We start from the raw sequence: 26,367 nt of genomic DNA on the forward strand, positions 1-26,367 counted from the left end.
CGGCGCGCCGCCGACAGACACGCAGGGCCGACGGCATCCGTTCTCCGTTCTCTCCCACCGGACGCTCGGCACTCGACGCCCCGCACAACTTCGGAGTTCTGATGAGACACGCCGCCCCCACCCCGTCCCCCACGGCGCGCCGTGCCGAAACTCCGAAGTTGTGCGGGAGAAGGGCGCGAAAACGCCCCGCCCCTCGAGAAGAGGGAGCGGGGCGTCGTGGGCGTCGAGAGCGGATGCCTCAGTTGATGCCGGAGTAGGCGTGCAGTCCCTTGAAGAACACGTTCACGATCGTGAAGTTGAACAGCACGGCGGTGAAGCCGACGATCGCGAGCCAGGCCGAGGGATTGCCGCGCCAGCCGCGGGTCGCGCGGGCGTGGATGTATCCGGCGTAGAGCACCCAGATCACGAAGGTCCAGGTCTCCTTCACGTCGAAGCCCCAGAAGCGGCTCCACGCGTAGTACGCCCAGATCGACCCGGCGATGAGGGTGAAGGTCCAGAGGATGAATCCGATGATCGTGAAGCGGTACGCCATGCTCTCGAGGCGCTCCGCCGACGGGAACGTGCGGAGGAACCCGGGGCCGGTCTTGGCCGCATCCTCCGACACCAGTCGCTCGCGACGCGACTGCATGAGCTGGATCACCGAGAGCGCGAAGGCGAGGGCGAAGAACGCCGTACCCAGCGAGGCGACGAATACGTGGATCACGAGCCACACGCTCTTGAGCGGATCCATGAGCGGCGTGACCTCGACGTAGAAGTTCGTCGACGACAGGCCCAGCAGCACGACCACGAGGCCCGTGATGAACGTGCCGAGGAAGCGCAGGTCGACCTTGATCAGCACGATCAGGTAGACGGCGATGATGAGCAGCGTGCCGATCATCGCGAACTCGTAGAGGTTCGCCCACGGCACGCGACCCGCCGCGAAACCGCGGGTGAGCGTCGCACCGAGGTGGAAGATGAACGCGAGCACGGTGAGCGAGGTGCCGATGCGCGCCATGACGAAGCGCTGGGGCTTCGGTTCGATGGGCTTTCCGGTCGCGGTGAGCCTCGCTCCCCCGCGTGCGCCGGCGCCGACCAGCTCGGCCTCGCGCACGGTCTGCGCGTCGGCGGAGATCTGCGAGCGGCGCGCGAGGTCGAACGCGAACGCGATGAAAGCCGCGGCGTAGATCGCGATCGCGGTCCAGAGCAGGACCGGCGAGATCACTTCGAGGTCGAACATGGTGTCAGTCTACTTTCGGGGAGTCGGATGCCGTCGGGTCGGCGTCCGCGAGATCTTCGGTGGGTTCATCGGTGACGGGTTCGCGGGCGACCGTGCCCCCGGCCGCATCGAGCAGGCGGCCGTGACCGGCGACGATGTCGTCGAGCGCCACCGCGATCGTCGGGTCCTCGCCGCGGGCGAGACCGGCGTACTCGAGAGAGACGGCATCGCCGTCGGCGGTGGCCTTGACCCACATGCGGCGGCGGGGCACGAACAGCGCGAGCATGAGCCCGCCGAGGGCGAGAACAGCGAAGCCGAGGACCCAGACACCCGATTCGTCGCGGTGGATCTGCAGCGAGGCGAAGCGCTTGACCGACTGCGTGGCGTCGGTCGCTCCCTCGGGCGACTCGTCCTCGAAGGTGACCGTTCCCATGCCGTTCGGCAGGTCGGCGGTCTCTCCCGGGGCGAGCTCGATCGAGTCCTTGTCGACCGCACGACCCGTGAGCTGGGTGAGATCGGTGGTGTCGAGCACGTACACCGATCGCGGGGTGCCGTCGTTGATGCCGAGGTCGCCCGAGTACACGTCGAGCGTGAGGGTCGGGTTGGTGAGCGCGGGGTAGGCCGAGAAGAACGCCCCGGTGTCGAGCACGGCGGTCGTCGGGTAGAAGAAGCCCAGCAGACCGAGCTGTTCGGGCAGTCCGTCGGTGACCTTGATCACACCGAGCGAGGTCATGTTGGTGTCCTGCGGCAGGAACGGCACGCTGTTCGTGAACACCACGTCACCGTCGGCATTGCGCACCGTGATCGTGGGCGCGTAGCCGTTGCCGAGCAGGAAGATGTCGTCGTCGGCGACGGGCAGCGGCTCGTTGACCTTGACGGCGCCGGTGCGCTCCTCGCCGTTCTCCTTCACCGTGACGTTGGCCGAGAAGTCGCCGGCCTGGCCGGAACCCGCCTCGCCGAACGGGGTGTAGGAGACGTCGAAGGTGTCGAGGCGCATCGAGTACGGCGCGAGGGCGTCATCGGCGACGAAACGTCCGCGATTCATCGAGTCGTAGTCGACGAGCGTGTTCGCGAAGGTCTCGCCCTCGACCAGCACCCGCTGGCCGGTGTACGCGAAACCGCCGCCGATGGCGACCGTCACCAGCACGCCGACGAGGGCGAGGTGGAAGAGCAGGTTGCCGGTCTCGCGCCAGTAGCCGCGCTCGGCCGACACCGAGAAGGTGCGACCCCGGTCGTAGCGCTCGACGCGATAGCCGAGTGCTTTGAGCTGCTTCGTCGCGACGGCGATCGATGCGGATGCCTCGGCCTCGGCATCCGTCTCGCCGTTCCGCGCGGTCGAGGCGAGGTCGCGGGTGACGGCGCGGAAGTCGTCGAGCCGCTGCAGGCGCGCGGGCGTGCGGGGCGGGCGGGCCTGGAGGGCCTTCCAGTGGTGTCGGATGCGCGGGATCACGCAGCCGACGAGCGAGGTGAACAGTAGCAGGTAGATCGCCGAGAACCATGGCGACAGGTAGACGTCGAAGAGCTTGAGGCCGTCGAGGATCGGGAAGAGATCGGGGTTGTCACGCTCCCACTGCGTGACACCGTTCGGGTCGGCCATGCGCTGCGGGAAGATCGAGCCGGGGATCGCGGCGACCGCGAGCACGAGCAGCAGGATCAGCGCGGTGCGCATCGAGGTCAGCTGACGCCAGCCCCAGCGCAGCCACCCGACGAAACCGAGGCGCGGTTGAGTGATCGAGTCGTCGCCGTCGACGTGGTCGGAGGGCCGCAGCGGATCGCTGGACCTGGGCGTCTTGCTGCTCACGGCACTCTTGTTCTTCCGGTCCGGGGATTTCGTCTCGTGATCAGAGCGGGAGGATGACACTGCTCATCACCGCCGTCAGTCGGGACATGATGTCGGTCCACAGCCCCGTCACCATCAGCACGCCGAGCGCCACCAGCAGCACGCCGCCGATGATGTTGACGACGCGGATGTGGCGGCGCAGGAATCCGATGGCGGTCGTCGCCCAGCCGAAGCCGAGCGCGACGAGCAGGAACGGGATGCCGAGGCCGAGCGAGTAGGCGAGGCCGAGGACACCCGCGCGCACGGGGTCGCCGGCGTTGAACGAGAGGGCGAAGATCGCCGTCAGCGTCGGGCCGAGGCAGGGAGCCCAGCCGATCCCGAGCGCGATACCCAGCAGCGGTGCGCCGATCACGCCGTACTTTCCGTCGACGTGGAAGCGCAGCTCGCGCTGCGCGAAGCCGAAGAGACCCAGGAAGACGAGTCCCATGAGGATGATCACGACGCCGAGGAGGCGCGTGATGAGCTCACCCCACTGGATCAGGAAGACGCTCGCGACGCCGCCGAGAGAGGTGATCGCGACGAAGACGGCGCTGAACCCGGCGATGAACAGCAGCACGCCCACGACCAGGCGGCCACGGCCCGGGGCCGCGGCATCGGTCGACGCGGTCGCACCCTTCGCCGGGCGCGGAGCCACGGATCCGCCGAGGAAGCCGAGGTAACCCGGCACGAGCGGCAGCACGCAGGGCGACAGGAACGAGATGAGTCCGGCGAGCAGGGCGACCGGGATCGCCAGCCAGAGCGCTCCCGAACCGATGATGTCCTGGGGATTCACGCGCTCTCCGCGAGCGCGTCCTTGACGAGCGTGGACAGGATCGAGGTCCCGTCGATCGGCCCGATGATGCGGGCGGCGACGCGGCCCTGCTTGTCGAGCACGAGAGTGGTGGGGGTGGCCTGGATGGGGGTCTCGGCCGCGAAGGCGAGCTTGGCCTGCGCGGTGTCGACGTCGATCAGGCTCGGGTAGGTGATGTCGAACTCGGTCGAGAAGGCCTTGGCGGTGTCTGCCTGATCGCGCGTGTTGATGCCGACGAACGACACGCCCTGGTCTTCGTACTCCTGCCAGACGGCCTCGAGATCGCCGGCCTCGACGCGGCACGGCGCGCAACCGGCGTACCAGAAGTTCACGACCGTGACCTGGCCCGCGATGTCGGCGCTGTCAAAGGCCTCGCCGTCTTCCGTCACTCCGGAGAAGTCGATCGGCTCGCCGCGCTCGGCGACGGGGATCTCCTCGATCGCGCCGTCGGCGGCGACATAGCCGGTGTTCTCGCCACTCAGGAACGACTCGCTCACGGCATCCGGAGCGCAGGCGGTCAGGCCGACGGCAAGCACCGCGGCGAGCGCGGCTCCGACCGCACGCCGGGAACGGCGAGTGCGGGAGGGGCGGCCGCTGCGGATCGGGTGAATCCTCGAGGCGAGTGGCACGGTTACGAGTTTACGCCGAGGTTCCTATGGTTAGGCCGGACGCCGATCGCGCCGCCGGCGCCGTCCGGAACCGCGCGAGCACGTCGTCGACGCCCGCTCGGAAGCGGGGGCAGGTGGCGATGTCGTGCGAGCGGCAGCGCAGAGCGTGCTCGGTCATCTCGCGCGAACGGCGCATCTCCTCCATGCGGCGATCGATGTCATCGATGTGCGACTGCAGCACCTGATGGCGCCCCCAGCCGCTGTCGTCGAGCAACACCGCGATCTGGTCGAGCGTCATGCCCGCGGCCTTGCTGCGCTGGATCACGGCGATGCGCACGACGTCGCTCTCGCCGTATCGGCGGCGGCCGGCGTCGTCGCGGGCGGGGGTGAGCAGTCCGACCGACTCCCAGTGGCGCAACACGTTGGTGGGCAGGTCGACGCGCTCGGCGACCTCGCCGACGGACCACGGATGCTCAGCACTTGACTTCATGTCAACATGAAGTCACAGATGGAGCGGGAACGCAAGGTCTGCCGCACGGCCGACGAAGCCACGCCCTCAGTCCCGGCACTCCCGCGTGATCAGATCGGCGACCTTCTCGAGGAAGTCGCTCACGAGCTCCGACTGCTCCGGGCTGAAGCCTTCGGCGATCCGATGGACAGCGAGTGCAGTGGCGTCGAGACCCTCCGACGGATCGATCCGCCGCAGGGGAACGAGAAGCTTCGAGCGGCTGTCCGAAGGATTCCGTTGCGTGGTGATGACCCGCGCGGTCTCGAGCTTCTCGAGCGCCTTCGAGATCGCGGCGGTCGTCACCTGCAACTCGGATGCGAGATCACCGGGAGTGATCGCCTCGTTGCGATGATCCGCCTCGGCGATGAGCCGGGTGATCTCGCGGAGCAGCGGACTCGGTCCGCAGGATGCCTGGCGTCGACGCGCCAGCTGATCCTCCGCGACTCGGACCCGTTCGACGGCGCGGGCGACGTCGAGCGCGTGCGTGTGATCGATCGCCGTCCAGATGGCGCTCGGAGCCTCGGCGGTGCTCACGTCAGTCCTCCTGGTTGATCAGCGAGATCCACTTGCCGAAGCCCTCCCCCTCGGCCCCCGCACCCTCGTCGACTGCAGCGATCTCCTCGCGTTCGATCATGTTCCGCTCCCTCCGAATCGTGCGGCCTTCTCGTAAAAGGCCGCGCAACTAGATTACTAGCCGAACTAGTTATGTCAATGCTTACCCATCCGCCGGCCGGACATTGACTTCATCCCAACATGAAGTCGCAGACTGATCGCACGCATAAGAACCATCGGTCGGAAGGACCTCTCATGTACGACGTGATCGTGATCGGCGCGGGCCCCGCGGGCCTTCAAGCAGCATTGACGCTGGGGCGGATGCACCGCTCGGCGCTGCTTGTCGACTCGGGCGAGTACCGCAACGCGACGGTGCAGCACATGCACAACGTCGCCGCGAACGACGGCACCCCGCCCGCCGAGTTCCGGGCGACCGCCCGCGCCCAGCTCGCCGAGTACGCCGATGTCGAGGTGCGCGACGCCCGCGTCGAGCGGATCGACGGAGAACCGGGGGTGTTCACCGTCGCGCTCGCCGACGGTGGCACGGTCGAGGCGCGACGAATCGTTCTGGCGACCGGCATGGCCGACGAACTGCCCGCGATCCCCGGACTGCAGGAACTGTGGGGCGTGGGCGCGTTCAGCTGCCCGTTCTGCGACGGGCATGAGCACGCAGGCAAACCGATCGCCGTGATCGGCGAGGCCGCTCGTGCCGCTCATCTGATCGGACTGCTCGGCCGGATCGTGTCGTCGATCACGGTCTTCCCCGCCGCGGGTTCGTTCTCCGGCGAGGATCGCGCGACCCTCGAGGCACTCGGCGCCACAACCGCGGCCTCGGCTCCTCTCTCGATCGCGCGCGACGGAGAGACGGTGACGTTGACCACGGCGGAGGGCGAAGCATCCGTCGCCGGCATCTTCGTCGCCTCGGTGGTCTCGCGTCAGCGCGCGCCGTTCGCCGAGCAGCTCGGTCTCTCGATGCTGCCCTCGGGCGCGATCGAGATCGACGACTTCGGCCGCACGTCCGTCGCCGGCGTCTCGGCGGCGGGCGACATCGCACACCGCGCCTCACTGCCCGGTGCGATGGCCGCGGTCGCCCTCGCGGTCGCCGCGGGTCAGCTCGCCGCCGTCGGCCACATCCAGTCGCTGATGGCCGAGGAGGTCTAGTCCCGGCCGACCCTCAGACGGCGCCGACGTCGACCGCGCCACCCGTCGCCGCGGGCTCGACGTAGTCGACCTCGCGCCACACGTCGCCCACCCGCTCGAACGAGGTCACGCTCGACAGGGCACAGCGTCGGGTGCGCGGGTCGTGCCGCAGCGGAAGCCCGGCCACCGAGAGGTGGGTGATCCAGATCGGCGCCTGGTGCGACACGATCACCGCGTCCCCGGCGTCGGTGGTGTGCCACAGCTCGTCCATGGCAGCCCGCATGCGCTCGGCGACCGCCACGTAGGGCTCACCCCAGCTGGGGAGCGAGGGCTGGCGCAGATGCCACCAGTTGAAGGGGTTGCGCAGCGACCGGCTCATCCGCGTGCCCTCGAACACGTTGGTCGGCTCGATCACGCGTTCGTCGAGCACGGGCTCGAGGCGGAAGCGCTCGGCGAACGGCGCAGCCGACTCCTGCGTGCGTTCCAGCGGCGAGCACCGCAGGGCTTCCACATCGCGGCCGAGACCGGCGACGTGCTCGGCCGCCGCCTGCGCCATCCGCCGGCCGTCGTCGCTGAGGTGGAAGTCGGGCAGACGGCCGTAGAGCACGCGGCCGGGGTTGTGGACCTCGCCGTGTCGGACGAGATGCAGACGGGACGCCGGCACGTCAGGCCTTGCGGTAGCGGGAGTCCCCGAAACCGAGGATGAAGTACCCGATGAACGGGATCAGGAACAGCAGGAAGAACGAGAACACCCCGCCCTTGCCGAACCGGTCGCCCACCTTCACGGCAACGACGATCGCAAGGATGACGTTGGCGATCGGCACCAGATACAGCAGCACCCACCAGCCCGACATCCCGGCGATGCGCAGCAGGAAGATCGCGTTGACGATGGGGATCAGCGCCAGGATGCCGGGGTATCCGGCCTTCGTGAACACCTTCCACCAGGCGATCGCCAGGAGGACGTAGAAGACGATGCCGATGACGCTCGTGGTTCCGGAGAAGAACGCCGACACGAAATCGGGGACGACCGGCACATCGGCGGCGGGGACGAGGGCGAGGTTCATGGGGCACCTTCCTTTTCCCTGCCACCCTACTGATCCCCTCCGCCCGCCGGAGACACGCCGCACGCCCCCGTAGAATGGGCGGGTTCGCCCGTTCACAGAACAGAAGGAATACTCCGTGCTTCGCACCCACTCGGCAGGCTCACTGCGAGCCGAGCACATCGGTCAGACCGTCACCCTCGCGGGGTGGGTCGATCGCCGTCGTGATCACGGAGGAGTCGCGTTCATCGATCTTCGGGATGCGTCGGGCATCGCCCAGGTCGTCATCCGCGACGAGGAGATCGCCCACCCGCTGCGCAACGAGTTCGTGCTCAAGGTCACGGGTGAGGTGTCGCGCCGCCCCGAGGGCAACGCCAACCCGAACCTGCCCACCGGCGAGATCGAGCTCATCGCGACCGAGGTCGAGGTGCTCAACGAGTCCGCTCCCCTCCCCTTCCAGGTCTCGACGGCGCTCGCCGACAGCGAGACGGTCGGCGAGGAGGCGCGCCTCAAGTACCGCTACCTCGACCTGCGCCGTCCGGCCCCGGCATCCGCCCTGCGTCTTCGCTCCGACGTCTACAAGGCGATCCGCGACGTGCTGCACGCCGACGACTTCACCGAGGTCGAGACCCCGACGCTCACGCGCTCGACCCCCGAGGGCGCCCGCGACTTCCTCGTGCCCGCGCGCCTCAGCCCGGGCAGCTGGTACGCCCTGCCGCAGTCGCCGCAGCTCTTCAAGCAGCTGCTCATGGTCGGCGGCGTCGAGAAGTACTTCCAGATCGCGCGCTGCTACCGCGACGAGGACTTCCGCGCCGACCGCCAGCCCGAGTTCACGCAGCTCGACATCGAGATGAGCTTCGTCGACCAGGAAGACGTCATCCGCCTCATGGAGTCGCTCGTCGTCGCCATGTGGAAGACGATCGGCGTCGAGGTGCAGACCCCGCTGCCGCGCCTGACCTACGCCGACGCGATGGCGAAGTACGGCTCCGACAAGCCCGACCTGCGTTTCGGTCTCGAGCTGGTCGAGGCGACCGACTACTTCTCCGACACCACGTTCCGCGTCTTCCAGGCCGAGTACGTCGGTGCCGTGCGGATGCCGGGCGGAGCGAGCCAGCCCCGCAAGCAGCTCGACGCGTGGCAGGACTGGGCGAAGCAGCGCGGTGCCCGCGGACTCGCCTACGTGCTCTTCAACGAGGACGGATCGCTCGGCGGACCGGTCGCCAAGAACCTGTCCGAGGCCGAGCAGGCGGGCCTCGCCGAGCTCGTCGGCGCCGAGGCCGGGGACTGCGTGTTCTTCGCCGCGGGCGCCACGAAGGAGAGCCGTGCCCTCCTCGGCGCCGCGCGCGTCGAGATCGGTCGCCGCCTGGGCTACCTGAACCCCGACGAGTTCGCCTTCACCTGGGTCGTCGACGCCCCGATGTTCGAGCCTGCGGCGGATGCCGTGGCCTCGGGCGACGTGGCCGTCGGCGCTGGAGCCTGGACCGCCGTGCACCACGCGTTCACCGGCCCGAAGCCGGAGTTCGAGGCGACGTTCGACACCGACCCCGGATCGGCGCTGGCCTACGCGTACGACATCGTGTGCAACGGCTCCGAGCTCGGTGGCGGATCGATCCGTATCCACCGCGAAGACATCCAGAAGCGCGTCTTCGAGGTCATGGGCATCAGCGACGAGCAGGCCGATGAGCAGTTCGGATTCCTGCTCGACGCGTTCAAGTTCGGCGCCCCGCCCCACGGCGGCATCGCGCTCGGCATGGACCGCGTGCTGCAGCACCTCACGAAGACCGAGTCCATCCGCGAGGTCATCGCGTTCCCGAAGTCGGGCAACGGCTACGACCCTCTCACGGCCGCACCCGCTCCGATCTCGCCCGAGCAGCGCGCCGAGGCCGGGGTCGACTTCGAGCCGGACGACGACGAGGCGTGATCCTCGCCCCCGCGTGGGGGATGCGTCGACAGGCTCAGCACCCGGTTCGGGCGCTGAGCCTGTCGCGTTACGGGGTCCGGAGAGCACCGGGCCCCTGAGCCTGTCGAAGCGCCCGCCCCCTAGGCGCTCGCCAGCCCGAGCGCGGGCGCCACGTTCTCGTTCCACACGTCGACGCCGAGCTTGGCGATCAGGGCGATCACCACGACGAGGAACACCACGCGGATGAACTTCGTGCCGCGCGAGATCGCCATGCGCGACCCCAGGTAGCTGCCGGCGACGTTGGCGACCGCGAGGATCCCCCCGAGCACCCACAGCACCGACCCGTGCGGGATGAAGAGCAGCAGCGCACCGAGGTTGGTGGCGAGATTGACGATCTTGGCCTTGGCGCTGGCCTGCAAGAAGTCGTAGCCGAGCAGCGCGACGAGAGCGATCACGAGGAACGTTCCCGTTCCCGGCCCGATCATGCCGTCGTAGAAGCCGATCACGAGGCCCGCCGCTCCGGCCATGATGTGGTGCTTGTGCCCGTGGAACCGCAGCACGGTCGCCGCTCCCATCTGCGGCCGGAAGGCGGTGAAGAGCGCGACCGCGAGCAGTGCCACGACGATGATCGGCTTGAACGCCGCAGCGGGCAGCAGGGTGGCCACCGCGGCCCCGCCGAACGACCCGGCGAGCGCGATCAGGGCCATCGGGATCGCGGTGCGGATGTCGGGTTTCGCGCGCCGGTAGTAGGTGACGCTGCTGGTGGCGGTGCCGAACACCGAGGCGAGCTTGTTCGTCGCGAGCGCTTGGATCGGCGCGATCCCGGGGATGAGCAGCAGCGCGGGCAGCTGCAGCAGCCCTCCCCCGCCGACGACCGCATCGATCCAGCCCGCGGCGAAGGCGGCGATGACGACGAGCAGAAGCATCCCCCAGGTGAGCTGCTCGAGTCCGAGCACGGTGCCGATATCCACCCGGCCATGATTCCAGAGACTCGGGCGAGCACCGGCATCCGCTCGCCACGGCGTCACGCGCCCGCTGGCAGACTGGAGCCATGCTCGAGGCCCTCCCCCTGCCCTACCCGTTCGACTCGCGCCTCGGCAGCGCCGTGCTGCGCCGCGCGACGGCCGGTGACACGGATGCCGTGATCGCCCTGCTCGCCGACGACCCGATCAGCGCGGCGCGCGGCGATGTCGCCTCGGCAGACGACCGACCCGCATACGCCGAGGCGCTCCTCGAGATCCTCGCCGAGCCGTCGAACGACCTGCTCGTCGTCGAGCTCGACGGGGCCATCGTCGGAACTCTGCAGCTCACCTCGATCCCGGGGATGGCCCGTCGGGGCGCCCGGAGACTGCTCGTCGAGGCCGTGCGGGTGCGAAGCGACCTGCGCTCGTGGGGCATCGGATCGGCCGTGATGCGCTGGGTCGGCGAGCGGGCAGCGCCCGCCGTCGGAGCCGCGATGGTGCAGCTCACCTCGGATGCCGCTCGCACCGACGCCCATCGCTTCTACGAGAAGTTGGGGTATATCGGGTCACATCTCGGTTTCAAATACACGGTCGAGCCCGCCTGACATCCCCGCCAGGACGCGGCGCACCCCGCCCCGCCACCACTCGGTCACCATTCGTTCACCCCCGCCGCTCCGGCCGGTAACTCACGACCAATAGCTTCCTCTCGCAACCCGAACCGGCGCCCGCCGGACACCCGAGAGGACACTCATGGCACGCTTCACCCGCCGCGCGCGCATCGGCGCCGGTATCGCACTGGTCACCACCGCCGCTCTGGCACTCACCGCCTGCTCCGGCGCCGCCGACGCGACCGACGCCGGCGAGGGCTCGACCGACGCCGCGGCCGCGACGTCCGTCGCCGACTTCGGCACGTTCGCCGACCTCGAGGCCGCCGCCAAGGCGGAGGGCCAGCTCAACGTCATCGCGCTGCCGCGCGACTGGGCCAACTACGGCGAGATCCTCGACCTCTTCGCCGAGAAGTACCCCGAGATCACGATCAACGAGGCCTCCCCCGACGTGTCCAGCGCCGAAGAGATCCAGGCCGCCGAGACCAACAAGGGCCTCGACACCGCTCCCGACGTCTTCGACATCGGCCTCACGGTCGCGCTCCAGAACACCGACTACTTCGCTCCCTACAAGGTGCAGACGTGGGATGACATCCCCGCCGAGCTCAAGGAGCCGACCGGCCTCTTCGTCGGCGACTACGGCGGATACATGTCGGTCGGCTACGACTCGTCGAAGTTCGAGGCTCCCGCCGAGCTCGCCGACCTGCTCTCGCCCGACTACAAGGGCGCCGTCGCGATCAACGGCGACCCGACCCAGGCCGGCGCCGCATTCGCCGCGGTCGGTCTCGCGAGCGTCCAGTCCGAGGGCACGCTCGACGACTTCCAGCCCGGCATCGACTTCTTCTCGGAGCTGCAGAAGGCCGGCAACCTGCTCAAGGTCGACGTGACCACGGCGACGGTCGCGAGCGGCGAGACCCCCGTCGTCTTCGACTGGGACTACCTGAACGCCTCGCACAAGGCCGACAACCCCAACTGGGAGGTCGTGGTCTTCGACGGCACCGGCTACGCCGGCTACTACAACCAGGCGGTCAACGTCGACGCCCCGCACCCGGCTGCGGCGCGCCTGTGGCAGGAGTTCCTCTACAGCGACGAGGTGCAGAACCTCTGGCTCGGCGGCGGCGCTCGCCCCGTGCGCATGGAGGCCATGACCGAGGCCGGCACGATCGACGCCGACCTCGCCGCGGCTCTGCCCGAGGTTCCCGACGAGACGGTCGTCCCGACCGAGGAGCAGTCCACGAACGCCGGCACGCTGCTCGGTGAGAAGTGGGCAGCGGCGGTCCAGTGACGATTCTCGTCGACACGGGGGCGGATGCTCCGGCATCCGCCCCCGTCACTCCCGCCGGGCCCGCGCACACCGCGCGGGCCCGGCGGTCCGCGCCTTCCTGGGCCTGGTTGGGCCTCGTGCCCTTCACCGCCTACATCGTGCTTTTCCTGGCGGTGCCGACGCTGCTCGCGATCGGCTCCGGTTTCTTCACCGAGGACGGCTCGTTCACCTGGACCAACGTCTCCGCACTCGGCGATCCCGTCGTACTGAACACGTTCGCCAACTCCGCCTGGATCTCGCTGCTCACCGCCGTTGTCGGCGCGGTCGTCGGCGCCCTCGTCTGCTACGCCCTGCTCGGGATGAATCCGCAGGGCGCGATCCGCTCGTCGGTGGATGCCGCAGCCGGAGTGCTGGCCCAGTTCGGCGGCGTGATGCTGGCGTTCGCCTTCATCGCGATGATGGGCATCCAGGGTGTGCTGACCGTGTTCCTCAAGGACACGTTCGGCATCAACATCTACGAGAACGGCACGTGGCTCTACGAGCTGCCCGGACTGATCCTCCCCTATATCTACTTCCAGATCCCCCTCATGGTCATCACCTTCATGCCGGCCCTCGCCGCGCTCAAGCCGCAGTGGGCCGAAGCGAACCTCACCCTCGGTGGAACGCGCACGAGCTTCTGGCTGCGCATCGGGCTCCCGGTGCTCGCCCCGTCGTTCCTCGCGAGCCTGCTGCTGCTCTTCGCGAACTCCTTCTCCTCGTACGCCACGGCCGCCGCTCTTGCGAGCCAGGGCTCGCAGATCGTGCCGCTGCAGATCCGCACCGCGCTCACGAGCGAGACCGTGCTCGGGCGCGAGAACCTCGCGGGTGCGCTCGCGCTGGGCATGATCGTGGTGGTCGGCGTCGTGATGGCCCTGTACTCGCTGATCCAGCGCCGGGCTGCGAGGTGGCAGTCGTGAACCGTCTCGCCCCCTCGCTCACGACCCGCTGGGTCATCGGCATCCTCGTCGGCCTGTTCTTCGCCATCCCGCTCGTATCGACGTTCCTCTACACGCTCCGCGACACCGAGAGCGGGCTCTCGTTCGACCACTGGCTCGCGCTGTTCGACCCCGCCGCATCCGCGGCGATCAAGCCGATCTGGACCGGTCTCGGTAACTCGCTCATCCTCGCCGTCGTCACGGTCGCGATCGTGCTGTTCCTGCTCGCGCCGACGATGATCCTGGTGAACCTGCGCTTCGGCAAGCTCAAGCCGATCTTCGAGTTCGCGGTGCTGCTGCCGATCTCGATCCCGGCGATCGTGCTGGTCGTGGGCCTCGCGCCGATCTACCTCCAGATCGGCCGCTCGGTGGGCACCGGCACGTGGACGCTCGCGTTCGCCTACGGCATCACGGTGCTGCCCTTCGCCTACCGCTCGATCCAGGCGTCGATCGACGCCGCCGACCTGCGCACGCTCTCGGAGGCCGCGCGGTCGCTCGGGGCGAGTTGGCCGACGGTCGTGCTCCAGGTGCTGGCGCCCAATCTGCGCCAGGGACTGCTCGCCGCGTCGCTCATCTCCATTGCGGTGGTGCTCGGCGAGTTCACCATCGCCTCGCTGCTGAACAGGCAGGTGTTCCAGACGGCCATGGTCGTCGTGCAGAAGCAGGACCCGTACGCGCCGGCGATCTTCACGCTGCTCGCACTCGCGCTGGTATTCCTCCTTCTCCTCCTCATCGGTCGCGTCGCACGCGGCAACGGAAAGGCCCACTCATGACCATCGACCACGCACTCCCCCGCACCCAGGACAACGTGCTGCTCGCCGAAGCGGGCGAGGGCACCCGGGTGCAGCTGCGGAGCATCGTGAAGAGCTACGCCGGCAACCGCGTACTGCACGGCGTCGACCTCGACATCGCGCCGGGCGAGTTCGTCTCGCTGTTGGGCCCGTCGGGCTGCGGCAAGACCACTCTCCTGCGCGTGCTCGCCGGCCTCGAGGCCTCCGACGAGGGCGCAGTGCTGCTCGGCGGCCAGGACGTCTCTCGCGTTCCGACCAACAAGCGCGACATCGGCATGGTCTTCCAGTCGTACTCGCTGTTCCCGCACCTGCGCGTCGCCGACAACACCGCCTTCGGGCTGCGCCGCCGCGGGGTGTCGGCATCCGAATCGGTGAAGCGTGCAAAGGATGCCCTCGCCCTCGTCGGGCTCGCCGACTTCGCCGACCGCTACCCGCACCAGCTGTCGGGTGGCCAGCAGCAACGAGTCGCGCTGGCGCGCGCCCTGGTCACCGAGCCCAAGGTGCTGCTCCTCGACGAGCCGCTGTCGGCGCTCGATGCCAAGGTGCGCGTGCAACTGCGCGACGAGATCCGGCGCATCCAGCTGCGGCTGGGCATCACGACCGTGTTCGTCACGCACGACCAGGAGGAGGCGCTCGCCGTCTCCGACCGGATAGCCGTGATGAACTCGGGCCGCATCGAGCAGATCGGGTCGCCGGAGCAGCTCTACACGACGCCGTCGACCGCCGGTGTCGCCGCGTTCGTCGGCCTCTCGAGCGTCGTCGCCGGTGTCGCCGAGGGCGACCACGTCGTCGTCTGGGGGCAGCGGCTGCCGCTGCAGACACCCGCCGACGGCCCGGTCGACGTGTACCTGCGCCCCGAGAACGTGTTCTTCGCTTCGGAGGCGGATGCCGCGACCGACGCGATCGTCGAGGAGAGCACCTTCCTCGGCAGCATGCGCCGCACGCTCGTGCGCACCGAAGCGGGAGAGATCGTCCGGGTGCAGCACGCCCCCGGCATCCACCCCGCCTTCGGCGATCGCGTCCGCATCGCGGTCGCGCCCGAGCCCGTATCCGTGCACCCGCGCGCCTGACGACCGGATCAGATACGACGAGGCCCCCGGAGCATTCGCTCCGGGGGCCTCGTCGTGTGTGAACGTCTCACAGCACGCGCGAGAGGAAGTCCTTCGTGCGCTGGTGCTGCGGGTTGCCGATGACCTCGCGCGGGTCGCCCTCTTCGACGATGTGCCCGCCGTCCATGAAGATCAGGCGCGAGCCGACCTCACGGGCGAAGCCCATCTCGTGGGTGACCACGAGCATCGTCATGCCCTCGTCGGCGAGCGTGCGCATGACCTGCAGCACTTCGCCGACCAGTTCGGGATCGAGCGCCGACGTCGGCTCGTCGAACAGCATCATGTCGGGGTTCATGCACAGCGCACGCGCGATCGCGACGCGCTGCTGCTGCCCGCCCGACAGATGGCCCGGGAAGGCCTTCGCCTTCTCGGCCAGGCCGACTCGGGCGAGCATCTCGTGCGCGATCTTCTCGGACTCCGCCTTGCCCCGCTTCTTGACGCGCTGCTGGGCGATCGTGAGATTGCCCAGCACATCGAGGTGCGGGAACAGGTTGAAGCTCTGGAACACCATGCCGATGCGCGTGCGCACGCGGTCGATGTCGGTCTCGGGGTCGGTGATGTCGATCCCCTCGATCAGCACCTTGCCGCCGGTCGGCTCCTCGAGCAGGTTGACCGAGCGCAACAGCGTCGACTTTCCCGAGCCCGAGGGGCCGATCACGCAGACGACCTCTCCCTTCGTGACGGTGAGGTCGATGCCCTTGAGCACCTCGTTGTCGCCGAAGGTCTTGACGAGACCTTGGATATCGATCGCCGGGGCGTGGACATCAATCAGTTCGGTGATCATCGCTGCCTCGCCATCCTTCGCTCGAGCCACGCACTGAAGCGCGTGAGGGGGATCGTCACGATCAGGTACAGGATCGCCGCCATGATCAGCGGGGTCGCGTTGGAGTTCTGCGTCGCCGCATCACGGGCGAAGTTGGTGAGCTCCTTCGACCAGATGAACGTCCCCGCGATGAACAACAGCGAGGTGTCCTTCAAGAGCAGCACGAACTCGTTCGTGAGCGGCGGGATGATGATGCGGAACCCCTGCGGCACGACGATCCAGAAGGTGGTCTTCATGGGAGACATGCCGAGCGAACGCGCGGCCTCGGTCTGTCCCTTCGGTACCGCCTGGATGCCTGCGCGGATCGTCTCTGCCATGTACGCCGAGGCGACGAGGATGAGACCGATCAGACCGAGCACGACGGGGCCGCCGAGGTCCTTGCCCGGCACCCCCGACGCGATCGGCAGGATGAAGGCAACGGCGAAGATCGTCAGGATCGCGGGGAGCCCGCGGAACAGTTCGATCCACGCCGTGGCGATCCACCGGAACGGGAGGATCGACGACATCTTCAGCAGCGCCAGGATCACGCCGAGCACCAGTCCGAGGATGAAGGCGACCGCGGTGAACCACAGCGTGTTGACGAGTGCGGTGGTGATGATCCCGGGGAACATCTTCGCCGCGATCTCCGGGTTGAAGAACAGCGGACCGATCTTCGCCCAGTTGGTCCCGATCGCCGCCCAGACGACGATGGCGATCAGGACCGCGTAGACGATGTAGCGGTAGAGCTTGCTCTTGGTAGTTCGCTTCAACGCCATTGTGAAGGACCTCCGAGACGACTACGACGCACGGCTCAGTTGGCCGTGAAGTAGGTGTCGTAGATCGTCTGGTACTCGCCGCCGTCGCGCAGTTCCTGCAGAGCGTCGTTGACGGCCGCGAGCAGCTCGTCCTTCTCGCCCTTCGCGAAGGCGAAGCCGTACGACTCGTCGGTGTTGTAGGTCTCGACGATCTCGTAGGCGCTGTCGGCCTTCTCGTGCTCGAGGTTCACCGGCTGGTCCTGCAGGATCGCGTCGATGAGACCCGACTGCATGGCCGGCCACAGCTCTCCGTCGGACGGGTACTGCACGAGTTCGGCGCCGGTGGCGTTCTCGGTCGCGTAGGTCTCGCCCGTCGTGCCCTGCTGGACGCCGACGTTCTTGCCTGCGAGGTCGTCGATGCCCGTGATGCCCGAGTCCGTGCGGACGAGAAGCGACTGCAGAGAGTCGTAGTACGGGTCGGAGAAGTCGATGTTCGCCTTGCGCTCGTCGGTGATGGTCATCGCCGAGGCGCCGATGTCGCACGTACCGGCGGCGAGGGTCGTGCCGGACTGCAGCGCGTCGAAGCCCACGTCCTGCACCGATAGCTCGAGGTCGAGCTTCTTCGCGATCGCGTCGAGCAGGTCGATGTCGAAACCGGTGTAGCCGGTTCCGTTGTCGCCGCCCTCGAACTCGAACGGCGCGTAGGGGATGTCGGAGCACACGGTGAGGGTGCCGGCCGTGACCAGCCCGTACTCGTCACCAGCGGCGGGTTCGCTGGATTCCGAGTCGGTTCCGCCGGCGCAGCCTGCGAGCGCGAGGGTTGCGGCAGCCACGAGTGCGAGGCCGGCGAAGGTAGTGCGACGGTGCATGAGTGCTCCTGAGAGTCGATGGCAGGGTAGGACCCACCGTCGGTGGGCCGATAGGTCAACATCCTGGCACGTGCCGAGGAGATGCCCTACTAAGAGTGCCCGATCCAGGATTACGGTTTTGTTTCGGTGCGTTACGCGCGCGAGGGTCAGATCTCGAAGTCGACCGCGACCCGAGCGCTCACGACGGAGCGGATGTAGCCGGCGGCCTCGACGTGCGCGGGGTGCACCTGGTACTCGTCGAGGGCTTCGACCGAGGCGAAGTCGGCGACGAGCACGACGTCCCAGTTCGACTCCGGCAATACGACGTTCGCGCCGGCGGAGATCGACAGCACCTGGGGCACCACGCCGTCGAGGGCGTTGAGGCGGCGAGCCACCTCGGCGGCTTGCGCGGCACGTTCGTCGGCGTCCTCCGAGGCGAGCTTCCAGGAGACGACATGGCGGATGGTCACTTCACGGCCTCCTCGAGGGCGGTGCGCAGTCGGTCCGGCGAGAGCCGCCAGTGCGCGTGCAGTTCTCCGTCGATGAGGACGACGGGGATCTTCTCCCACCACAGATCGAACAGGGCGGGGTCTTCAGCGATCGAGGCCTCGACGATCTCGATCCGCTCGGCGGCGGCATCCGGCAGCTCGGCGACGACGGCGTCGATGACCTCGGAGGCGACGTCGCAGAGGTGGCAGTCGGGCTTGCCGATGAGGGTCAGCGTGGTCACGCCGAGGGAACCTCGACCGCGCGTCCCTGCGCGATCCACTCACCTGTGCCGCCCTCGACGTTGGTGGCGTCGTAGCCGCGCGCTTCGAGCGCCTCGACGACGCGAGCAGAGCGGCCGCCGGCCTGGCAGATAACGTCGAACGACTCGGCCGGGAGCTCGTCGAGCCGGTTGCCGATCTCGGACATCGGGATGTTGACGGCGCCGGGCACGTGGCCCGCCGCGAACTCGTCCTTCTCGCGCACGTCGATGAGCGGCGTGCCCGTACGGTCGGCGAGTTCGGTGACGGTGATCGACTTCATGGCTTCCTTCGAGCTGCTCGGACCTGCGGCAGAGACACAAAGCGCCCCCATTCGACATGCTCCGAGGAGCTGTCGGGGGCGCTCGTGTCTTGGCCGCTTACTTCTTGTTGCGACGCTGGTGGCGAGTCTTGCGAAGCAGCTTGCGGTGCTTCTTCTTCGCCATGCGCTTGCGGCGCTTCTTGATGACAGAACCCACGGAAACCTCACTAAGTCAGGGGGTTGGGCGTCGCGATGATCGGACGCCCGGGTACGGGCACGGAAAAATGCCTCGGATCAGTCTAGCAAACCGTGGACCCTGCCCCGTCACACCGACGTCGAGGGCGTCCGCACGGTCAGCCGACGTCGGCGATCGGGCGCTGGAGTGCGTCCGCCACGGCGGACTCCGGCACGCGGTAGCTGCGTCCGAAACGGATGGCCGGCAGGTCGCCGGAGTGCACGAGCCGATAGACGGTCATCTTCGACACGCGCATGATCCCGGCCACCTCGGCAACAGTGAGGAACCGGACGACAGGAACTTCGGGCATCCCACATACCCCTTTCTCGAATGAGCACACTCTATGGGTTGCCAGTGACGCGTGTAAACCCTTGGGGCCGGTGTGAACAGTGGGACTCGCGGCATCATCGCTCGTCCCAGCCGAGGCATAGCGTCTCTCCGAGGTTCACTCAGCCGGAAGTGTCAAACTCGAACCTCCACCGGGGCCGGCACCGCCCCGGGGAACGCGGGCTGGGGCCCGCGGCATCGCCCCCGACGACAGCCCCCCGGTCGTCGGGGGCGAACTGCGTCCGGAGCGGTGCGTCGCCGTCAGGCGCCGAGACGCTTGAGGGCGGTGGCCACCACGTGCTTCGCGGATGCCGCGGCACGCCCGACCACCTCGGCCGCATGCGCGGCGCTCTCGGGGATCGGGGCTCCCGGGTAAGCGACGTCGGGGGCGTCGTCGCCGTAGGCGTCGACGAGGAAGGGCACCAACCAATCGTCCACGACCTCGAGCGGTTCCACCGCGAGGCTGTAGAACCGACGCTGACCGTCTTCGCGCACGGTGACCAGCTCGGCGTCGCGGAGCACCTTGAGGTGCTTCGACACCGTGGGCTGACTGATGCCGAGGTCGGCGACGATCTGGCTGACGCTCGTGCCCGCTTCTCCTTCGGTGGTGCGCCGCAGGAGGAGCTGGAGGATGTCTCGCCTCGTACCGTCTGCGATCACGTCGAAGATGTCGGTCATGAGTTCAGGGTAGTCGTCCCCGGCACGGAGTACCATGACGAGGGCTCGGCCGCAGGCGCTGGGTCGGCGCCGATCCACGGCGGAGGCAGACGAAAGGGGACGCGATGTCGGGCATCGTGTCTGCGTCGTCCCCCCAGCAACGCCTGCGCAATCTCGCCGCCCACGGCCGCCACATCGTCACCTCCTCCCCCTCGCGTCTCGCGATCGTCGTCTTCGCCCTGCTGATCCTCGTCTTCACGGCGCTCCTCTCGTTGCCGATCGCTGCCGCCGATCGCACCGTCACCCCGCTCAGCGACGCACTGTTCACGGCCGTCTCGACCATCTGCGTCACCGGACTCGCGACCGTCGACATGGCGAACCACTGGTCGCCGTTCGGGCACGTGCTCATCTTCATCGGCGTCAACATCGGCGGCCTCGGGGTTCTGACCCTCGCCTCGCTCATGGGCATGGTGATCTCGAAGCGCCTGGGGCTGCGCGCCAAGCTCCTCGCCGCGGGCGACACCAACCCGATGCGCGCGCATGGCGGCGTCGTGAACGAGAGCCAGACGGTCCGCCTCGGCGAGGTCGGCCAGTTGCTGCGCACGGTCGCCTTCTCAGCCCTCATCATCGAGGCGGCACTCGCCGTGCTGCTCTACCCCGGGCTGGTGATGGCCGGGGTGAGACCGATCGCCGCGCTCTGGGAGGCCCCCTACTTCGCCGCGATGGCGTTCACGAACACGGGCTTCGCCCCGAACGACGGCGGCGTCGCGGTGTTCGCCGACGATTACCTCGTGCTCTCCCTGCTGATGGTCGGCGTCTTCCTCGGCAGCATCGGGTTCCCCGTGATCTACTCGCTGGCCAAGCACGTCTGGCACGTCAAGCGCTGGTCGCTGCACACCAAGCTCACACTCGTGACCACCGTGCTGCTCTTCGTCCTCGGTGCAGCCGTCTTCCTCATCCTCGAATACGAGAACCCGAAGACCTTCGGGTCGATGGATGCCGCCGACACCACATTCCAGGCATTCTTCCTGTCGGCGATGACCCGCTCGGGCGGATTCAACGTGATCGACATGGCCGACCTCAACGGCTCGTCGCTCGTCGCCGCGAGCATGCTCATGTTCGTCGGTGGAGGGTCGGCGTCGACCGCCGGTGGGATCAAGGTCACCACTCTCGCGGTCCTCGCGATCGCGGTCTGGTCCGAGGCCAAGGGACGTCAGTCGGTCGAGGTGTTCGGCCGACGCATCCCCAGCGACGTGCAGCGCGTCGCGCTCAGCGTCGTCGCCTGGGGAGCCACGATCGTCGCGCTGTCGACGATCGTCATCGCCCAGATCACGAAGGCCGACATCAGCCATGTGCTGTTCGACGTGATCTCGGCGTTCGCCACCGTCGGACTCTCGACGGGCCTCACCGCCGAACTGCCGGACGCCGGCTCGTACGTGCTCGCCGCCACCATCTTCATGGGGCGCATTGGTACAGTGACTCTCGCCGCGGCAGTCGCCGCGACGTCGCGATCGCAGTATTACTCGCTGCCCGTGGAAAGGCCGATCGTTGGTTGAAGTCCTCCGGGGCGACGCTCCCGTCCTCGTCATCGGTCTCGGCCGGTTCGGCGCCGCCTGCGCGGGCGAACTCGACCGCCTCGACCGCGAGGTGCTGGCGATCGACGGCAACCTCGAGCTCGTGCAGAAATGGTCCGACCGCGTCACGCACACCGTGCAGGCCGACGCGAAGAACATCGATGCTCTGCGTCAGATCGGTGCGCAGGATTTCCAGGTCGCCGTGGTGGCGGTCGGCTCGTCGATCGAGGCATCCGTGCTGATCACGGCCAACCTCGTCGATCTCAAGGTCCCGCAGATCTGGGCGAAGGCGGTCTCGCAGTCCCACGGCAAGATCCTCGCCCGCGTGGGTGCGAACCATGTCATCTACCCCGAGCGCGAAGCCGGTGAGCGGGTCGCGCACCTGGTCAGCGGACGGATGCTCGACTTCATCCGCTTCGACGACGATTTCGTGTTGGCCAAGATGTACCCGCCCAAGTTCATCCGCGGCATCGGCCTGAACGAGTCCGGCGTGCGCACGAAGTACCGCGTGACCGTGGTGGGCGTGAAAAGCCCCGGAAAGCCGTTCCGCTACGCCGAGGCGAACACGATCGTCACGAATCACGACCTGATCATCGTCTCGGGAACCAACAGCGACATCGAGCGCTTCGCCGCCCTCGACCGCTGAACGGTCCGCCGGCCGGTCCTCAGGCGTCGATGTCGAGCGTGATGTCGACGACGTCGTCGATGCCGATGTCTTCGCCGTTCTGCAGAGCCTTCTTGATCGGGACGATGTAGCCGCCGTCCTTCGGCCAGAGCGACGTCGTCACGCGGGTTCCGCCGATCGTGACGGATGCCGGGATCATGCCCCACCCGTAGGTGACCATCGCGGCGACGTCACCGATCATCGCGGCCTCGAGCTCGGGCACGGTGACGAAGTGGAACGGCGCGGGTCCGCGCCAGAACCAGATCTCACCCGAGAATCGCAGCCGCATGCTCAGGCCCCGGCGGCGAGCTCCCGAGCGCGCGCGAGTGCGGCGGCCGAAGCATCCGCGAACGTCTTCTCGAGGTGCGCGTCCTGCAGCACCGCGATCGCTCGCTCGGTGGTGCCCTTCGGGCTCGTGACCCGTCGGCGCATCTCGGCCGGGGTCTGCCCCGATGCCTCGAGCAGCGCCGTCGAGCCGATGAAGGTCTGCTCCGCCATCAGGCGGGCGTCGGCCTCGCTGAACCCGAGGCCGACGCCGACCTTCGTCCACTCCTCGATGAGCAGGAAGACGTAGGCGGGACCCGAACCCGAGATCGTCGAGAGCGCGTCGATCTGCGACTCCGGCACCTCGATCACCGCGCCGACCGTCTCGAAGAGGCGGCGCACGAGCGCCATGTCGTCGGCCGTCGATGCGGCGCCTGCGGCGAGACCGGTGACCGCCTTGCCGACCGTCGCCGGGGTGTTGGGCATCGAGCGGATGACGTGGGCGTCGGCGCCCAGTGCGTCTGCGAACGTGGCCAGCGTGATACCGGCGGCGAGGCTCACCACGATGGCGTCCGGGGCGAGGTACGGGGCGATCTCGCGGAGCAGATCCGGCACCATCCCCGGCTTCACACCGACCAGCACGATCCGGGCCGAAGCGAGAGCTTCGCGGTTGCCGTCGGGGCTCTCTTCGAGGGCGATGGACGTGACGCCGGGAAGATCGGCGAGGTCGGCGGCGCTCACCCGTGAGCGATTCGTGGCAGTGATGCGCCCATCGACAGCGACACCCGACGCGACCACTCCGCGCAGGATCGCCCCTCCCATCGAACCGGCACCGATGAACGCGAGAGCGGGGAGAGAGTCAGCCATGTCGTCATCCTACGGCGGGCGTACCTGCGATCTCCCGAGGGGGCGATCTAGACTCGACGCATGAGTGCATCCGGCGGCGGCAAGGCGATCATCGCAGCGTTCCTGGCGAACATGGGCATTGCGCTCGCGAAGCTCATCGCGTGGCTGCTCTCGGGGTCCGCGTCGATGCTCGCCGAGGCCGTGCACTCGATCGCCGACTCCGGCAACCAGCTCTTGCTCCTGCTCGGCGGGCGGAAGTCGCGCCGAGAAGCCGACCGCGCGCACCCCTTCGGCTATGGCCGCGAGCGGTACGTCTCGGCATTCGTCGTGTCGATCATCCTGTTCTCTCTCGGCGGCCTGTTCGCCATCTACGAGGGCATCGACAAGCTCACGCACCCGCACGAGCTGGACCCCGTGTGGTGGTGGCTGCCGATCGTCGTGCTCGTGATCGCGATCGGACTCGAGAGTTTCTCGCTGCGCACCGCGATCAAGGAGAGCAACCTCGTGCGCGAGAAGGGGCAGTCCTGGGTGTCGTTCGTGCGCCGCTCCAAGGCACCCGAGCTGCCGGTGGTGCTGCTCGAGGACACCGGCGCGCTGGCGGGCCTGAGCTTCGCGCTGCTCGGCGTCGGGCTCACCGTCATCACCGGCGATTCGGTGTTCGACGCGATCGGCACGCTCATGATCGGTGTGCTGCTCGTGCTCATCGCGATCGTGCTGGGCATCGAGACCAAGAGCCTGCTCGTCGGTGAGGGCGCGACCACTGCCGACCTCGACCGCATCGTCGACGCGATCGCCGCCGGCGACGAGGTCGAGAAGCTCATCCACATCAAGACGCTCTACCTCGGCCCCGATGAGCTCATGGTCGCGGCGAAGATCGCGCTGACCGCCGACAAGTCGGTGCGCGAGGCCGCCGACGACATCGATGAGATCGAGGCGCGCATCCGCGAGGCCGTGCCCGCCGCACGCGTGATCTACATCGAGCCGGACGTGTACCGGCCCGCCCTCGACCCGGAGCCCCCGACCGACGCGTTCGTGCTCAAGTCCTCGGACTGAGCCCGGCCCTGTGCACGCGAGACGTGGTGCGTCACGGTCGATCGGGTGTCTCGCCGACCGGACGAGGGTCGCGGAGACTCAGCGCTTGCGAGCGAAGAAATCGCGGAGCAGAGCGGTAGCGGCATCCGCTTCTATTCCCCCGATGACCTCGGCCCGGTAGGGCAGGCGGCGATCGCGCAGCACGTCGTACATCGACCCCGCGGCTCCCGCTTTGTCGTCCCACGCGCCGAAGACGACCCGGCCGATGCGCGCCTGCAGGATCGCCCCTGCGCACATGAGGCACGGCTCGAGCGTGACGACGAGGGTATGCCCCTCGAGATTCCAGGAGCCGACGGATGCCGCGGCCCGGCGCAGCGCCTCGACCTCGGCGTGCCCCGTGGGATCGTGTGTCTCCTCGCGGGTGTTACGGCCCTCGGCGATGATGCGACCGCTGGAGTCGATGACCACGGCGCCCACCGGGATCTCGTCCGCGGCGCTCGCCTGCGCGGCGAGCGCGAGCGCGCGGCCCATCGCGGGCAGGTCGGCGGCGGTCATGCGACGAGCCTACGACAGTGCCCCCCCGGCGTCCGCCGCGCGCGGCGCATCCGATGTCGTGCCCGACCGCTCGGCGCATTAGCCTGTATTCCATGCGTGTTCACGTCGCCGACCACCCTCTCGTCACCCACAAGCTCTCGGTGCTGCGCGATGCGCGTACCCCGTCGCCGGTGTTCCGCCAGCTGACGGAGGAGCTCGTGACGCTCCTCGCGTACGAGGCGACCCGTAACGTCAAGGTCTCTCCGATCGAGATCACGACCCCCGTCACGACGACGATGGGCGTGAAGATCTCGGAGCCCCGCCCGATCGTCGTGCCGATCCTGCGCGCCGGCCTCGGCATGCTCGAGGGTCTGGTCAAGCTGCTGCCGACCGCCGAGGTCGGGTTCCTGGGCATGGTGCGCGACGAAGAGACCTTCGAGCCGACGACGTACGCCGAGCGCCTTCCGGACGACCTGAGCGACCGACAGTGCTTCGCCATCGACCCGATGCTCGCGACGGGCGGCTCGCTCGCCGCGGCCATCCAGTTCCTGTTCGATCGCGGGGCGAAGGACGTCACGGCGATCTGCCTCCTCGGCACGCCCGAAGGCGTCGCAGCTATCGAGGCACTCGTGGGTGACCGCGACGTGACGCTCGTGCTGGGTGCGCTCGACGAGCGACTCAACGAGAAGGGCTACATCGTGCCCGGTCTCGGCGACGCGGGCGACCGTCTCTACGGCACGGTCTGAGCCTGCGGAGGCTGTTCAGCCCACGATGAGGCGGTACGCGCGCTCATCCCCGTAGTGCTCGAAGCCGGCGCGCGCGAGGATCGGTGCAGAGGTCGAGACGCGCCCCTTCACCAGAGCCGTCGTCGCGCCCCATTGCGCCGCGATCCGGAGGCGCTCGGCCAGGACCGCGCGGTAGGCGCCGCGTCCGCGATGCTCTTCGAGAGTCGCCGCACCCCAGAGACGCGCGAAGCCGTCGGCGAGTGTCCAGCCTCCCGTGCTCACCGGCTGCCCATCGAGGCGCGCGAGCACACGTCCGTGCGTGCGCGAAACCAGCGACGCGGTGAGCTCGTCGAACTCGGCACGGAGGCCGTCGCCGTCGAGGGCGAGCTGCTCCCACACCGCGACGTTGATGGCGTCGACCGCTCGGATCTGGTCGAGATCGGTGACCAGTTCGGCGATCGCCCCGTTCGGCGGAGGAGCTGTGGCCGCGGCCTCGCCGTCGATCGGTCGTGCGAACACCGCGACGGTGTCGATGTGTCGGGCTCCCCGCCGACGGAGCTCGTCCTCCAGGTCGGGCGCGTCCGAGGGGTTGGTCCAGAACGTCAGGGTGTCTTCGCCCCAGCGCACCGTGCGGGAGATCGCATGGTCGAGAACCTCGTCGGCATGCCCGGAGGAGCGCACCTGGGATCCGCGCACTCCCCCGCCGAAGCGCGGTGGGTAGCGGACCAGGAGCAACTCCGCATTCTCACTCTCGGATCCTCGCGGAAACCACGCCCACTCCGCGGCGGCTCGGAGAATCTCGTCTCGGGTGTGCATCG

33 protein-coding genes are annotated in these 26,367 nt (G+C 68.4%); 11 read left to right on the forward strand and 22 right to left on the reverse strand.

What is annotated here, in order from left to right; genetic code table 11:
* Positions 1-238 precede the first annotated feature (238 nt).
* The 6 genes from ccsB to ACIPVN_RS06470 all read right to left on the reverse strand — a co-directional run bounded on the left by ccsB (position 239) and on the right by ACIPVN_RS06470 (position 5,475).
* Positions 239-1,216: a c-type cytochrome biogenesis protein CcsB gene (ccsB, locus tag ACIPVN_RS06445; RefSeq protein ID WP_400440992.1), complete on the reverse strand. Its 978-nt coding sequence runs from the start codon at positions 1,214-1,216 to the stop codon at positions 239-241.
* A gap of 4 nt (positions 1,217-1,220) precedes the next feature.
* Entirely contained in the window at positions 1,221-2,996 is a 1,776-nt protein-coding gene (locus ACIPVN_RS06450) for a cytochrome c biogenesis protein ResB (RefSeq protein ID WP_400440995.1), read from the reverse strand.
* 40 nt (positions 2,997-3,036) lie between these two features.
* Entirely contained in the window at positions 3,037-3,807 is a 771-nt protein-coding gene (locus ACIPVN_RS06455) for a cytochrome c biogenesis CcdA family protein (protein ID WP_400440997.1), read from the reverse strand.
* Complete coding sequence (locus tag ACIPVN_RS06460) at positions 3,804-4,454, reverse strand: TlpA family protein disulfide reductase (protein ID WP_400440999.1); 651 nt, start codon at positions 4,452-4,454, stop codon at positions 3,804-3,806. Before ACIPVN_RS06460 ends, ACIPVN_RS06455 begins: the two co-directional genes overlap by 4 nt.
* Positions 4,455-4,464: 10 nt before the next feature.
* Entirely contained in the window at positions 4,465-4,923 is a 459-nt protein-coding gene (locus ACIPVN_RS06465) for a MerR family transcriptional regulator (RefSeq protein WP_400441001.1), read from the reverse strand.
* A gap of 66 nt (positions 4,924-4,989) precedes the next feature.
* Positions 4,990-5,475 (reverse strand): MarR family transcriptional regulator, encoded by a 486-nt coding sequence (locus tag ACIPVN_RS06470; protein ID WP_400441004.1) that lies wholly within the window; start codon positions 5,473-5,475, stop codon positions 4,990-4,992.
* Positions 5,476-5,748: 273 nt separating this feature from the next.
* Between ACIPVN_RS06470 and ACIPVN_RS06475 the strand changes: the two genes are divergently transcribed.
* Positions 5,749-6,654, forward strand: coding sequence for an NAD(P)/FAD-dependent oxidoreductase (locus tag ACIPVN_RS06475; RefSeq protein WP_400441007.1), 906 nt, complete (start codon positions 5,749-5,751; stop codon positions 6,652-6,654).
* 13 nt (positions 6,655-6,667) lie between these two features.
* On the opposite strand, the gene ACIPVN_RS06480 is transcribed toward ACIPVN_RS06475, so the two are convergent.
* Complete coding sequence (locus ACIPVN_RS06480; protein WP_400441009.1) at positions 6,668-7,297, reverse strand: histidine phosphatase family protein; 630 nt, start codon at positions 7,295-7,297, stop codon at positions 6,668-6,670.
* A gap of 1 nt (position 7,298) precedes the next feature.
* A complete protein-coding gene (locus ACIPVN_RS06485) occupies positions 7,299-7,697 on the reverse strand; it encodes a DUF5684 domain-containing protein (protein WP_400441012.1) in 399 nt (132 codons plus the stop codon).
* Between the two features lie 115 nt (positions 7,698-7,812).
* On the opposite strand from ACIPVN_RS06485, the gene aspS reads away from it, so the two are divergent.
* A complete protein-coding gene (gene aspS, locus ACIPVN_RS06490) occupies positions 7,813-9,594 on the forward strand; it encodes an aspartate--tRNA ligase (protein WP_400441015.1) in 1,782 nt (593 codons plus the stop codon).
* A gap of 119 nt (positions 9,595-9,713) precedes the next feature.
* On the opposite strand, the gene ACIPVN_RS06495 is transcribed toward aspS, so the two are convergent.
* Positions 9,714-10,499, reverse strand: coding sequence for a sulfite exporter TauE/SafE family protein (locus ACIPVN_RS06495; RefSeq protein WP_400443327.1), 786 nt, complete (start codon positions 10,497-10,499; stop codon positions 9,714-9,716).
* Positions 10,500-10,624: 125 nt separating this feature from the next.
* On the opposite strand from ACIPVN_RS06495, the gene ACIPVN_RS06500 reads away from it, so the two are divergent.
* The 5 genes from ACIPVN_RS06500 (at position 10,625) to ACIPVN_RS06520 (ending at position 15,239) form a co-directional block, all read left to right on the forward strand.
* Positions 10,625-11,140, forward strand: coding sequence for a GNAT family N-acetyltransferase (locus ACIPVN_RS06500; RefSeq protein ID WP_400441017.1), 516 nt, complete (start codon positions 10,625-10,627; stop codon positions 11,138-11,140).
* Between the two features lie 145 nt (positions 11,141-11,285).
* Positions 11,286-12,425, forward strand: a complete 1,140-nt coding sequence (locus tag ACIPVN_RS06505) for an ABC transporter substrate-binding protein (RefSeq protein ID WP_400441019.1) — start codon at positions 11,286-11,288, stop codon at positions 12,423-12,425.
* Positions 12,404-13,360: an ABC transporter permease gene (locus ACIPVN_RS06510; protein ID WP_400441022.1), complete on the forward strand. Its 957-nt coding sequence runs from the start codon at positions 12,404-12,406 to the stop codon at positions 13,358-13,360. The genes ACIPVN_RS06505 and ACIPVN_RS06510 overlap by 22 nt, the downstream gene beginning before the upstream one ends.
* Positions 13,357-14,151: an ABC transporter permease gene (locus ACIPVN_RS06515; protein WP_400441025.1), complete on the forward strand. Its 795-nt coding sequence runs from the start codon at positions 13,357-13,359 to the stop codon at positions 14,149-14,151. Before ACIPVN_RS06510 ends, ACIPVN_RS06515 begins: the two co-directional genes overlap by 4 nt.
* Positions 14,148-15,239 (forward strand): ABC transporter ATP-binding protein, encoded by a 1,092-nt coding sequence (locus ACIPVN_RS06520; protein WP_400441028.1) that lies wholly within the window; start codon positions 14,148-14,150, stop codon positions 15,237-15,239. The genes ACIPVN_RS06515 and ACIPVN_RS06520 overlap by 4 nt, the downstream gene beginning before the upstream one ends.
* A 67-nt stretch (positions 15,240-15,306) precedes the next feature.
* Here ACIPVN_RS06520 and ACIPVN_RS06525 read toward each other — a convergent pair whose 3' ends face one another.
* The 9 genes from ACIPVN_RS06525 to ACIPVN_RS06565 all read right to left on the reverse strand — a co-directional run bounded on the left by ACIPVN_RS06525 (position 15,307) and on the right by ACIPVN_RS06565 (position 19,931).
* Positions 15,307-16,062 (reverse strand): amino acid ABC transporter ATP-binding protein, encoded by a 756-nt coding sequence (locus ACIPVN_RS06525; RefSeq protein ID WP_400441031.1) that lies wholly within the window; start codon positions 16,060-16,062, stop codon positions 15,307-15,309.
* On the reverse strand, positions 16,059-16,856 hold the full coding sequence (locus tag ACIPVN_RS06530) for an amino acid ABC transporter permease (protein WP_400441034.1): 798 nt from the start codon (positions 16,854-16,856) through the stop codon (positions 16,059-16,061). Before ACIPVN_RS06530 ends, ACIPVN_RS06525 begins: the two co-directional genes overlap by 4 nt.
* A 35-nt stretch (positions 16,857-16,891) precedes the next feature.
* Positions 16,892-17,704: a basic amino acid ABC transporter substrate-binding protein gene (locus ACIPVN_RS06535; protein ID WP_400441037.1), complete on the reverse strand. Its 813-nt coding sequence runs from the start codon at positions 17,702-17,704 to the stop codon at positions 16,892-16,894.
* A gap of 146 nt (positions 17,705-17,850) precedes the next feature.
* On the reverse strand, positions 17,851-18,153 hold the full coding sequence (locus tag ACIPVN_RS06540; RefSeq protein WP_400441040.1) for a Dabb family protein: 303 nt from the start codon (positions 18,151-18,153) through the stop codon (positions 17,851-17,853).
* Positions 18,150-18,413, reverse strand: a complete 264-nt coding sequence (locus tag ACIPVN_RS06545; RefSeq protein ID WP_400441043.1) for a glutaredoxin family protein — start codon at positions 18,411-18,413, stop codon at positions 18,150-18,152. The genes ACIPVN_RS06540 and ACIPVN_RS06545 overlap by 4 nt, the downstream gene beginning before the upstream one ends.
* A complete protein-coding gene (locus tag ACIPVN_RS06550; RefSeq protein ID WP_400441046.1) occupies positions 18,410-18,712 on the reverse strand; it encodes a rhodanese-like domain-containing protein in 303 nt (100 codons plus the stop codon). Before ACIPVN_RS06550 ends, ACIPVN_RS06545 begins: the two co-directional genes overlap by 4 nt.
* 97 nt (positions 18,713-18,809) lie before the next feature.
* Positions 18,810-18,908, reverse strand: a complete 99-nt coding sequence (locus ACIPVN_RS06555; protein ID WP_003792170.1) for a 30S ribosomal protein bS22 — start codon at positions 18,906-18,908, stop codon at positions 18,810-18,812.
* A 136-nt stretch (positions 18,909-19,044) separates the two neighbouring features.
* On the reverse strand, positions 19,045-19,236 hold the full coding sequence (locus ACIPVN_RS06560; protein WP_400441049.1) for a helix-turn-helix domain-containing protein: 192 nt from the start codon (positions 19,234-19,236) through the stop codon (positions 19,045-19,047).
* Between the two features lie 278 nt (positions 19,237-19,514).
* Positions 19,515-19,931: an ArsR/SmtB family transcription factor gene (locus tag ACIPVN_RS06565; protein ID WP_400441052.1), complete on the reverse strand. Its 417-nt coding sequence runs from the start codon at positions 19,929-19,931 to the stop codon at positions 19,515-19,517.
* Between the two features lie 104 nt (positions 19,932-20,035).
* Here ACIPVN_RS06565 and ACIPVN_RS06570 point away from each other — a divergent pair, with 104 nt between their 5' ends.
* Positions 20,036-21,466 (forward strand): TrkH family potassium uptake protein, encoded by a 1,431-nt coding sequence (locus tag ACIPVN_RS06570; protein ID WP_400441055.1) that lies wholly within the window; start codon positions 20,036-20,038, stop codon positions 21,464-21,466.
* Positions 21,459-22,130, forward strand: coding sequence for a TrkA family potassium uptake protein (locus tag ACIPVN_RS06575; RefSeq protein ID WP_247623266.1), 672 nt, complete (start codon positions 21,459-21,461; stop codon positions 22,128-22,130). The genes ACIPVN_RS06570 and ACIPVN_RS06575 overlap by 8 nt, the downstream gene beginning before the upstream one ends.
* A 19-nt stretch (positions 22,131-22,149) precedes the next feature.
* Here ACIPVN_RS06575 and ACIPVN_RS06580 read toward each other — a convergent pair whose 3' ends face one another.
* Positions 22,150-22,437, reverse strand: a complete 288-nt coding sequence (locus tag ACIPVN_RS06580; protein WP_400441059.1) for a DUF1905 domain-containing protein — start codon at positions 22,435-22,437, stop codon at positions 22,150-22,152.
* Between the two features lie 2 nt (positions 22,438-22,439).
* Positions 22,440-23,279: a pyrroline-5-carboxylate reductase gene (proC, locus tag ACIPVN_RS06585; RefSeq protein WP_400441062.1), complete on the reverse strand. Its 840-nt coding sequence runs from the start codon at positions 23,277-23,279 to the stop codon at positions 22,440-22,442.
* Between the two features lie 60 nt (positions 23,280-23,339).
* On the opposite strand from proC, the gene ACIPVN_RS06590 reads away from it, so the two are divergent.
* Complete coding sequence (locus ACIPVN_RS06590) at positions 23,340-24,311, forward strand: cation diffusion facilitator family transporter (protein ID WP_400441065.1); 972 nt, start codon at positions 23,340-23,342, stop codon at positions 24,309-24,311.
* 78 nt (positions 24,312-24,389) lie between these two features.
* Here the strand turns inward: ACIPVN_RS06590 and ACIPVN_RS06595 are convergent, their stop codons facing one another.
* The gene (locus ACIPVN_RS06595) at positions 24,390-24,845 is read right to left on the reverse strand and encodes a nucleoside deaminase (RefSeq protein WP_400441068.1); all 456 of its coding nucleotides are present in this window, start codon (positions 24,843-24,845) and stop codon (positions 24,390-24,392) included.
* 92 nt (positions 24,846-24,937) lie between these two features.
* Here ACIPVN_RS06595 and upp point away from each other — a divergent pair, with 92 nt between their 5' ends.
* The gene (gene upp, locus ACIPVN_RS06600) at positions 24,938-25,570 is read left to right on the forward strand and encodes a uracil phosphoribosyltransferase (RefSeq protein ID WP_247623271.1); all 633 of its coding nucleotides are present in this window, start codon (positions 24,938-24,940) and stop codon (positions 25,568-25,570) included.
* Positions 25,571-25,585: 15 nt separating this feature from the next.
* Here upp and ACIPVN_RS06605 read toward each other — a convergent pair whose 3' ends face one another.
* Entirely contained in the window at positions 25,586-26,284 is a 699-nt protein-coding gene (locus ACIPVN_RS06605; protein WP_400441071.1) for a GNAT family N-acetyltransferase, read from the reverse strand.
* Positions 26,285-26,367 lie beyond the last annotated feature (83 nt).

This window comes from Microbacterium sp. NPDC090003 (assembly GCF_044748385.1).
Classification (GTDB): Bacteria; Actinomycetota; Actinomycetes; order Actinomycetales; family Microbacteriaceae; genus Microbacterium.